Annotated in this window: 2 protein-coding genes; one reads left to right on the forward strand and one right to left on the reverse strand. The window is 69.9% G+C overall.

The window, feature by feature from the left end:
• Positions 1–263: 263 nt before the first annotated feature.
• A complete protein-coding gene (locus QK440_RS11260) occupies positions 264–467 on the reverse strand; it encodes a hypothetical protein (protein WP_282792897.1) in 204 nt (67 codons plus the stop codon).
• A gap of 222 nt (positions 468–689) precedes the next feature.
• Here QK440_RS11260 and QK440_RS11265 point away from each other — a divergent pair, with 222 nt between their 5' ends.
• A complete protein-coding gene (locus tag QK440_RS11265) occupies positions 690–11,474 on the forward strand; it encodes a non-ribosomal peptide synthetase (RefSeq protein ID WP_282792898.1) in 10,785 nt (3,594 codons plus the stop codon).
• Positions 11,475–11,498 lie beyond the last annotated feature (24 nt).

Consider the following 11,498-nt stretch of genomic DNA (forward strand, 5'->3'; position numbering starts at 1 on the left):
GAAAATCCGTATGAACGCGCAACGGTCCGCGGGTCATACTGATTGCCATGGCGTCGACGGCCGCATCCGTGGGTGCCTGCTGTTCGCTGCTGCGTGCGGGGCTCAAGTGCCTGGCCGAGCTGTCGCGTTCGATGGACCTCCCGGGGTTCGTCGACGCCGAGGGGGGACTGGTGGGCCTTGCCGTGTGCACCGAAGCGGGCCTCTGCCGCCGGGACCGGGGGTCGTGTGTTCGCCCGGATCCGCGCTTGCCTCGACTCGTGCCCTCACTGCGGTATCCCCGTGTGCCGCGCTGATTCCGGCTCGATCCGCAAGGGCACCTGTATCCACCACGGCTGGTCCTGCGGCCTGGCCGTCGCGATGGTGAGCGAGCTGAAGCGGCCGGAGCGTGCCGAGTCGTCCGACACCACCGCGCGGGACCCGGCCGGGGCGCCGTACGCCGCGTCGCCCCACCGATTGATCCTCGGCACCCGGAATCCGGAGCGGGGGCCGCTCGGGGCCGTGGCCCGGTACAGGGACGCGATGTCCGACCATGCTGATCAAGGAGCGGTCGTGGTCGGCGGCGTGCACGAGCGGGAGTTGGAAGACGACTGGAAGCCCGCTCCGTGTGAGCTTGAGCAGAGTCCTTACGTTCGCTCGCGATCTTCTGCCGCAGCGTTATGCCTGGGCGGCGTGGCGGAAAGGAGTCAGGCATGAGCCTTCGTGCGCTCGCCCGCATGTATGCCGACGGCGAATTGTCGACGACGGAGGTACTGGCCGAACTCGACAGGCGCGTGGACATTCCTTTGTCCGAGGGGCAGCGCGGCCTGTGGGCACTCGCCAAGATGGAACCGGAGACGTACGCGTACAACGTTCCCGTGTGCTTTTCTTTTGCGGACGTGGATCCTGAGGCGCTTCAGGCTGCATTCCGCGACACGCTTTCCCGGCATCCGCTTCTTTCGGCCACGGTGCGCGAGACGGATGACGGGCCGCTTTTGTCCCACGGAGACGCGGACGGTTTCTTCGTCGAGCACGTGGACATTTCCGATGTGCCGTCCGGTCGGGTGCTGGACTCTTTGCAGGAAAGGGCGAGGCGGCCGTTCGACCTGGCCGGCGGTCCCTTGACCAGGCTGGCTGTCCTGCGCCGCTCCTCGTCCGAGGCGTACGTTCTGCTGGTCGTCCATCACCTCGTGATCGATGGGGTGTCGGGGCGACTCGTCATCGACACGCTGTTCAGTTCGTACCGGGCGCGGGTCGAGGGCCGGGACGTGCCGACCGAGGTGGGCTCCGCCTCCTTCGGTGACTTCGTCGCGTGGGAGCGGGACGTACTCGCCGGGGAACGCGCTGAGGAGGACCGCGAGTTCTGGGTGCGGGAACTCGCCGGGGCGGACGCCCTCACAGGGTTACCCTCGCAGGTGGCTCTGGAGCAGGACGCGCTTCATGTGGGCGAGGTACACACCAGCCGGCTGCCGAAAGAGCAGGCCGCCGCCGTCGCGGCCTTCACCGCTTCGCATGAGATCAGCCCGGGGATCTTCTTCCTGGCGGCCTTCCTGACGCTGCTGCACCGGTACACCGGCAGCGAGGACCTTGTCATCGGGATGCCGGTGACCGGGCGCCCGACGGAACGCTTCGACCCCGTCGTCGGCTGCTTCGTCAACACCCTGCCCATCCGGAGCAGGCCAGAGGCTTCAGAGGAGTTCACGTCGTTCGCCCGGCGCGTACAGTCCACGGTGCTCGACGTACTTGAGCACGGGACCTACCCGTTCCACCGGATCGTGGACGATCTCGGTGTGCGGGGCGCGAATCCGCGGTCGCCGCTCTACCAGATCGTGTACAACTACCAGGATTCCGCTCTCTCCGGATACCTGGGCGAGCGGGCTCGCGCCACCGGTGAGACGGACTTCGAGCTGGTCGACGGGCTGTACCAGCTGGGTGAGTACGACCTCACGGTGGATGTGGCTCCCGGTGACGGGTTCCTGGTGAACTGGAAGTACCACCCCGACGCGTACTCGGCCCACGCCGTCGAGGGCATGGCGAGACACTTCGCCACCCTGGTAGACAGCGTCCTCGCCTCGGACGGACAGTCGCCGATCGGCAGACTAGACCTGCTCGACGACGACGAACGGCGCCGTGTCATCGAGGCATGGAACCGCACCGAGGTCGACTACCCCGCGCATCGGACGTGCTGGGATCTCTTCGCGGAGCAGGCAGAGGCGAACCCGGAAGCCCAGGCGCTCACCTGCGGGGAGCGGACCCTCACCTATCGTGAACTCGCTGATCACAGCTTGGCCGTTGCCCAGGCGCTGACGCGTCAAGGCGTCGGCCCCGGGGACGTGGTAGGGGTCTGCTACGAACGGTCACTCGACCTCGTTGCGGCCCTCCTCGCCGTCATGAAGCTCGGCGCGGTGTACCTGCCCTTGGACAGCCGACTGCCGGCGGAACGCCTCTCCTACATGGTCGAGGACAGTGGCGCGCAACTCGTCATCTGCCATGAGGCGGTGCTGGACAGGCTGGCCGCCGTTCGGTCGCCGAAGGCGAGACTGCACCCGACAGACCGCCAGGACGATCAGGCCGCCCACGCCGGGGCAGAGGCAGGGGCAGCGGCGGGGGACACGACCGCCGACGCGCCGGACTCGCGAGCCTCCACACCTCAAGCCGCCTACATCATCTACACCTCGGGCAGCACGGGAAAGCCCAAGGGCGTCGTAGTTCCCCACGCGGCGCTGACCAATTTCCTGCTGGCCATGGCGCGCACGCTGGACGTGGCCTCCAGTGATCGGCTGCTGGCCCTCACCACGCACAGCTTCGACATCGCCGCCCTGGAGCTCTACCTCCCGCTGATCACCGGCGGGCAGGTCTGCGTCTGTGAATCGGCCACGGCCGCCGATGCCACGTTGCTGGCCGAGAAGATCGCCGACTGGCGGCCCACCCTCATGCAGGCCACCCCGGCGACCTGGGCCATGCTGGTGCGCGTCGGGTGGCAGAACACCGAGGGCGTCAAGGTGTTGTGCGGCGGCGAGGCGTTGCCCGAGGGCCTGAAGGACCAACTCGTGGCACGCGGCGAGGCCTGGAATCTGTACGGGCCCACGGAGACGACCATCTGGTCAGTGGCCAAGCGGCTGCGCCGTGAGGAGCCGGTGACCATCGGCAACCCCCTCGCGAACACCCAGCTGTACGTCCTCGACCAGAACCTGAGCCCCCTGCCGGTCGGCGTGACCGGCGAGCTGCACATCGCGGGCGACGGGCTCGCCCTGGGATATCACCGCAAGCCGGAGTTGACGGCTGAGCGCTTCGTGGCCAACCCGTTCGCGCCCGGACGCCTTTACCGGACCGGCGACCGCGCGCGCCGACTGCCGAACGGCGAGATCGTCGTCCTGGGCCGGATGGACCACCAGGTCAAACTGCGCGGCCACCGCATCGAACTCGGCGAGATCGAGGCGGTGCTCAACGCCCAGCCAGGGATCGGCCGAAGCGTCGTCCTGCTCGAACATGTCGGCCTGTCGGACAGGCTCACGGCCTACTACACCGGGAGTGGGGACGTACCGGTCGATGTCGCGCTGCTGCGCGCGGAACTCGCCACCACCCTGCCCGCCTACATGCTGCCCGCCGCATTCGTGGCCCTGGACGCCTTTCCGCTCACCGCGCACGGCAAGGTCGACCGGGCGAAGCTGGCCGAGGCCGCCCGGACGGTGGCGCTCCCGGCCGCCGAAAGGCCCGTCGCCGAAAGGGCGGCCGCCGAAGGGCCGGCCGCCGAAAGGCCGGTGGCCGTGCTCGCCATCGAGCGGACCGTACGCGGGATCTTCGAAGAGGTGCTCGGCTCGCGGGATATCGATCGTGCCGCGGGCTTCTTCGACATCGGCGGAGACTCGTTCGCGGCCATCGAAGCGGCGGCGCGGATCAACCGTGAGTTCGGCTGTTCGTTGCGGCCCACCAGCGTTTTCGCGCACCCCTCCGTCGCGGCGATGGCCCGGCACCTGACGGGGCTGCTCCCTGCCGGGCAGGCGGCAGCGGCGCAGCCGGTCGAGCCCGAGCGGCAACCTGATCCGCGCCCTGCCGCTCCGGCGGCCGTCGACGCCTCGCTCGCTGACGCGATCGCGGTGATCGGTATCTCCTGCCGCTTCCCCGGAGCCATGGACCACCGTGAATTCTGGTCCGCGCTCGTGGAAGGACGCAGCGGCGGCACCTCGTGGTCAGTGGAGGAACTGCGCGCGCTCGGAGTGCCGGAAGAGCTGATCACCCGACCCGGATACGTGCCGCAGCGGTCGGTCGTGGACGGCAGGGCGGAGTTCGACGCGGCGTTCTTCGACATTTCCCCCCGCGACGCCGAGTTCATGGACCCCCAGGCGCGCTTGCTGTTGCAGCACGCGTGGCAGGCGCTGGAGGACGCCGGTTACCGCCCGGAGGACGTCCCCGAGACCAGCGTCACCACGTCCACGAGCACGAACTTCTACCAGGCCCTGCTCCCGGCTCTGATGGCGAACGCGTCGGGTCCGCGGGTCCTGGCGAGTTCTGAGACCTACGCCGCGTGGCTGTTCGCCCAAGGCGGCACGGTGCCCGCCATGATTTCCACGAAGCTGGGCCTGCGCGGCCCCAGCATGGCGGTGAGCACCAACTGCTCCTCGGCGCTGAGCGCGGTGCACGTCGCCTGCCAGGGACTCCTGGCCGGCGATGTCGACCAGGCGATCGTCGGCGCGGCCAGCCTGTTCTCCGCGGGGGACCTGGGATACGTACACCAGCCGGGTCTGAACTTCTCGAGCGACGGGCGCAGCCGCGCGTTCGCCGACGGCGCCGACGGCATGTCCGGCGGCGAAGGGGTCGGCGTGGTCGTCCTCAAGCGCGCCAGTGAGGCGATCGCTGCCGGCGACCACGTGTACTGCCTGATCCGCGGCATCGCGGTGAACAACGACGGCGGCGACAAAGCAGGCTTCTACGCGCCCGGTGTGCGCGGCCAGGCCGAGGTGATCCGCAAGGCCCTCGACAAGGCGGGCACGGACCCGTCGACGATCAGCTACGTCGAAGCGCACGGCACTGGTACCAGGCTCGGCGATCCCATCGAGGTCGCGGCTCTGACCGAGGCCTACCGCCATTACACGACGCGCAGCCAGTACTGCGGCATCGGCTCGGTCAAGAGCAACATCGGCCACCTGGACGCGGCCGCGGGGATCGCAGGGCTCATCAAGGTAGCCCTGGCCTTGCAGCACGGAGAGGTTCCGCGAACTCTGCACTGCGACGTGCCCAGTCCGGAGATCGACTGGGACGAGTCGCCGTTCTTCGTGGCCGATCGGAATCTGCCGCTGGACGGTGACGAGCCCGCGCGTGCGGGACTGAGTTCCTTCGGGATCGGCGGCACCAACGCGCACGCGGTCCTGGAACAGGCGCCGACCGGTGCGCGGGCCGCCGGACGCACCGGCCCCCAGGCGGTGGTCCTCTCGGCCCGCGACGGGGAGCGGCTCGGCGTCCTCGTCCGGCAGCTTCTGGAGTTCCTGCCGGGATTCCGCGACGCGCACGGAGAGCTGGCGTCCCTCGCGTACACGTTGCAGGTCGGGCGGCGGGCGATGGCCGAACGAGTGGTCTTCGTCGCGCACGACGTCGACGAGCTGACGGCAGCCCTTCAGGGCTACGTCGAGCGCGGGGCGCGCGCAGCCGTGTTCGAAGGTACGGCCCGGCGGCCCGAAGACCAGCTGCTCGGCCTCTTCGATCGCCCCGGGGAGCTGCGAGACCTGGTTGCCGGGTGGCTCGAACAAGGGGAGTGGGACAAGATCGCGCCCCTGTGGGTCAACGGCGTCGACGTCGACTGGGGCGCCTACCACGGCGCGAATCCACCGGTGCGGGTGAGCCTGCCGACGTATCCCTTCGCTGCGAAACGGTACTGGCCTACTGCCGAAGCGGTATCGGTTCCGGTTCCGGCTCCAGTTCCGGTTTCTCGGGCCACCGACCCGCTCGACGCGGAATCGTTGCTCCTTGCCGCGGCCAGGCCAGAGAGCGTCGAGACGTTCCTGTCCGGCCGCGCGTCCGCCACAGAGGAGATGGACAGCCTCTCGCGCCCGCTGGTGCTCGCACAGCTCGTGGCGGCGGGACTCTTCGACGCGCCCGTTCGCCGCGACCTGATCGGGCGGAGGATCACGCTGTCCTTCGCCCCGTGGCTCGACCATACGGTGGCCGTGCTGCTGCGCCACGGGGAACTCGTACGCGAGGGCGAACACGTGGCCCCCAGGAAGGGTGCGCCAGGCCTCGAACAGGCGTGGCGCGCCTGGCGTGCTTGGAAGGACGCCCGTGCCGCAGATCTGGAGCTGGCGGCCAAGACCGGCCTGACCGAGCGCATGATCGAGGCCTTGCCCGAGATCCTGTCCGGGCGGACGAAGGCCACGGCGGTCATGTTCCCGGGCGGCTCGTTCGAGCTGGTCGAACCGGTGTACCGGGGGAACGCGACGGCCGACTACTTCAACGACGTGACGGCCGGCGCGGTGCGCGCGGAGGTGGAAGCCCGCCGCGACGGGGTCCGGCTGCTGGAGATCGGAGCGGGCACCGGCAGCACCAGCGAGCGTGTTTTCGCCCAGCTGAGGGGCCACGACCTCGCTGAGTACTGCTACACGGACATCTCGAAGGCGTTTGTGATCGACGCGGAGCGGCGGTTCGCCGACCGCGTGCCGTACTTGTCCTTCAGGACCTTCGACGTGGAGCGGGAACCCGGCGCACAGGGACTTGCCGCAGGCGCCTACGACATCGTCATCGCCAACAACGTCCTGCACGCCACCCAGGACATCGTGCAGGCCGTGCGTCATGCCAGAGCACTGCTGCGGCCCGGCGGAGTCCTCGTACTCAACGAACTCGCCCGGAACGACTGGTGGTCGCACCTGACCTTCGGGCTCCTCGAAGGGTGGTGGCGTTTCACGGACGGACGGCGCATCCAGGGCGGACCGGCGCTCTCCTCGCACGCGTGGCGCGAAGTGCTGCGGGAGTGCGGGTTCGACACGGTGGAGCTCCTTGCGGAGCCCGCCCGCGAGCTGGGCCAGCAGGTTCTGCTGGCGCGCGCCGGTTCGCCTGTCCCACGCCTGGATCTGCGGCCTGCCGCGCCCGGTTCGCTCAAGGGGCACGTCCGCTCGATCGAGGAGCACGTGCGCGTGAGCGTCGAGCGGGTCCTCGCCGAAACGCTGAAGCTGACCGCGGACGAACTCGCGGCCGACAAGCCCTTCGCCGACTACGGACTGGACTCGCTCACCGGCGTCTCCCTGGTGGACCGGCTCAACGACGCGCTGGGCACGGACCTCGATCCGAGTGTGCTGTTCGAGAACCCGTCGATTCGGCGGCTGACGAGTTTCATCGTGGAGGAGGAGGGCGCCGCACTTGTGGCCGCGGCCTCCGGGCCGTCCGGGGTCTCTGAGCCGTCCGCGGAGTCCGGGCCGTCCGTGGTGCCCGGGTCCTCCGTGGTACCCGGGCCGCCCGTGGTGTCCGAGCCCTCGCGCGGTGCCCGGGAGCCCGTCGCGATCGTCGGTATGAGTGGTCGGTTCCCGGGCGCCCGGGATGTCGACGAGTTCTGGGACCTGTTGGCCTCCGGCCGGGACGCTGTCTCGAAGGTGTCCCGCTGGGACCTCGCGTCGCTGGGCAGTGTGTGCCTGGACGGCGGTCTCCTGGACGGCGTCGACGAGTTCGACCCGCTCTTCTTCGGGATCTCCGGTGCGGAGGCCCTCTACATGGAGCCGCAACAGCGGCTGTTCCTGCAAGAAGCGTGGCGGGCGCTCGAGGACGCGGGTCACGCGGGCGAGTCGCTGGACCGCGACCGGTGCGGAGTCTACGTGGGCTGCGCCGCGGGTGACTACCTGGATCTGACGGGTCCTTCCGACTACCCGGGCCAGGCACTGTGGGGCAACATGAACTCGCTCGTGCCGTCCCGCATCGCGTACTACCTGGACCTGCACGGTCCGGCGATCGCGGTCGACACCGCGTGCTCCAGCTCGTTGGTCTCCCTCTACCTGGCCTGTCAGGCGCTGTGGGCGGGCGAGGTCACCACGGCGATCGCGGGCGGGGTCTACGTCCAGAACTCGCCGCGGCTGTATCTGGCGGCGTCGCGGGCCGGGATGCTGTCCCCGACGGGCCGGTGCCGTTCGTTCGACCAGGCGGCCGACGGATTCGTGCCCGCCGAGGGAGTCGGCGCGCTGGTCCTCAAACGGCTCTCGGACGCCGAGGCGGACGGCGACCACATCCACGGGGTGATCAATGGAATCGGGATCAACCACAACGGCACGACGAACGGCATCGCCGCGCCGAACGGGACCTCGCAGGAACGGTTGATCCGGCAGATCTATCAGGACTTCGACATCGACCCCGCGGGGATCGGCCTCGCCGAGGCGCACGGCACCGGAACCAAGCTCGGCGACCCGGTGGAGTTCCGGGCGCTCGATCGCGCCTTCCGCGGCTTCACGGACGCTGAGCGGTTCTGCTCGCTCGGCTCGACGAAGGCCTCCATCGGCCACGCGCAGGCCGCGGCCGGCGTGATCGGCGTCATCAAGGCACTGCTGGCGATGAGGCACGAGGTGCTCCCCGGTCTGCCCCACCACACCGCGACGAACTCCAGTGTCACGTTGGTCGGCAGCCCGTTCTTCGTACACACGGAGCCGAGGCGGTGGGCCGTGCCCGAAGGCGGCAAGCGGCGCGCCGCGATCACGTCGCTCGGCGCGAGCGGCACCAACGCCCACGCTGTCATCGAGCAGCCGTCGAAGATGCCCACGTCGGCGCGGGGCAGGGAGGACGGGACCCGGTTGATCGCGCTGTCGGCGGCGACGGAGCACGCCTTGCGCGAGCAGGTGGTCCGGCTCGCGCGCCACTGCCGCGAGCACCCGGACCTCGATGTCGGGGACGTGAGCCACACCCTTCTGCTCGGCCGCAGGCACCTGCGGCATCGATGGGCGAGCGTGGTCCGGGACATCGCGGAACTGGAAAGCCAGTGCACCGCCTGGCTCTCCGGGCAGGAGATGCCGTCGCGGAGCGCGGACTCCGGGTTGCAGGCACTCGCCCGACAGTTCCTTGACGGTGAGGCACCGGACTTCGCCGCGCTGTTCCAAGACGGCCGCTTCCGCCGCGTTCCGCTGCCCGGCTACCCCTTCGAGAGGGAACGCTATGCGCTGCCGGCCCGCGCGGTGGCAGACGAGGGGCCGCAGCGCGATGGGCGGGTCCTCACCGGCGACGAGTTCTACCTGCGCGAACATCAGGTGCAGGGGACCGGGATCGCCCCGGGGGCCATGTATCTGCAATGGGCGGCGGCAGCGGCGAGGCGCACCGCGAGCGACGCGCTCCGCCTGCACGACATCGTCTTCTTGCGGCCCCTGTCGGTGTCGGGGGTGCCGCGCACACTGCGGGTGGCTCTTCGCGCGGACGGCGAGGTCACTCGGTTCATGGTGTCGTCCACGGAGTCCGCCGGAGACGAGCCCGTTCTCCACTGTCAGGGCGAGGTGTCCGCCGAGGAGCCGACCTCTGCGCCGGCGCTCGATCTGCCCGCGCTGCTGCGGGATCTCCCGCCCGTGGAATTCGACCCCGCGCGCTTCTACGCCGAGTGGCAAGAGCGCGGTATCTCCTACGGCCCCACGTTCCAGGGGGTCGCGGCGGTGCACTGCGGCGACAATGCGGTGCTCGCCGAACTGCGGCTGCCCAGCACGGCGTCAGGAAGCATGGACGGCCCCGCCCCGCATCCGGCGCTGGTGGACTCGGCGATGCAGTGCATGCGATTGCTCGACGGCGACGGCGACGGCGACGACCGGGTCGGGCTGGTGTTCAGCATCAAGTCGGCCGAATTCCTCGCCCCCGGCGCGACCACCATGTGGGCCCTGATACGCCGTGCCCAGGACACGCGCGGCGCGAACCGGATCGACATCGACCTCGCGACCGGCGACGGCACGGTGTGCCTGCGTCTGCGGGGCATCGCAGGCCGTCGAGCCGAGCAGCCGCCGGATCCGGCGGGCGGCCTCGCCACGCTGATGCCGGTGTGGGATCCCGTTCAGCCGACGCCACCCGCGACGTGGCCGCAGCATTCCGCATCAGTGGGCATCATCGCGCCCCCAGGGCAGGCGCGGGACGTGCTCCTCGCGCGCTTGCCCGGCGCGCACGTGGTCGCGGACCCGTCGCAGCGTACGTACGACAGGCAGAGCACGCACGACAGGCAGAGCACGCACGACGACCTGGTGACGGCCCTCCGGTCCCTCCCGGAACTCGACCATCTGATCTGGGTGGCGCCCAGCGCCGTGGACGACCAGCCGGGTGCGGGCGTCGTCGAGGACCAGTCCAGCGGCTCGCTGCACGCTTTCCGCACGGTGAAAGCCCTTCTGGCCGCAGGGTACGGCGACCGCTCCTTGGGCCTGACCCTGATCACCGAGCGGGCGCACGCCGTCCATGAGGCCGAGGCGGTCGACCCGGCGCACGCGGGCGTGGCCGGCCTGGCGGGGTCGACCGCGAAGGAGTACCCCAACTGGCGGGTGCGGGTGGCGGACGTCCAGGACTACGACGCGCCTTCTCTCGCCGCGGTGCTCGACCTGGCGCCGGACCCGGACGGCAACCTGCGTATCCACCGCGACGGCCGCTGGCACGAGCAGCGGCTGATGACCGTCCAGCAGGCCTCGCCGACGTCCTCCCGGCTGCGACAGGGCGGCACGTACGTCATCATCGGCGGGGCGGGCGCCCTGGGCACGGTCATCAGCGAGTACGTGATCCGCCGGTACCGCGCCCAGGTGGTGTGGCTCGGACGCAGGCCGCGGGACACGCGAGTCGAGGCCGCCATCGCTCGGGCGACCGGCACGGACGGGCCCGCGCCGCTGTACCTGCAATCCGACGCCACCGACCTCGCGTCCCTGCGCGCGGCGAAGGACGAGATCGTACGACGGTTCGGCGCGGTGCACGGTGTCATCCACTCGGGCCTGGTGTTCTCGGGGGCGAGCCTGGCCCGGATGAGCGAGGCGCAGTTCGAGGACGTGCTGCGCGGCAAGGTCGACGCGAGCGTGCGGTGCATGCAGGTGTTCGGCGGCGACTCGCTCGATTTCGCGCTGTTCCTGTCCTCGATCAACTCGTACCTCAAAGCCATCAAGCAGGCGAACTACGCGGCCGCCTGCACGTTCCTCGATTCGTTCGCCCTGACGGTGCGACGCCGCTACGGCACTGTCGGCAAGGTGCTGAACCTGGGTTACTGCTTCAACAACGCACCCACCGAGGGAGAGCCGGGTGCGGTGATCGCGGCGCAGGCGCCGCTGATCCAGCCGGACGAGCTGACGGCGGCGATCGAACGGCTGTGCGCGGGACCGGTCAGCAGGCTGACGTTGATGAAGTTCAGTCCCGCGCTCAACAACCGGGGCATCGTTCTGGGCGACGACGATGTCATCCTCCCCGCGGCAGTGCCGTCGGATGCCGTGCCGTCGGACGCCGTGCTCGCCGACCTCCAGGAATCGGCGGTGGCGCCGGGCGGCGAACTGGAGCGGCTGCGCGCCCGCATCGCAGAGCTGACCGCGCTCGCGATCTGATCGCGGCCTTCGAAGGGACTGATC

The sequence above is a fragment of the Streptomyces sp. CC224B genome, assembly GCF_030010595.1.
Taxonomy (GTDB): Bacteria; Actinomycetota; Actinomycetes; order Streptomycetales; family Streptomycetaceae; genus Streptomyces; species Streptomyces longispororuber.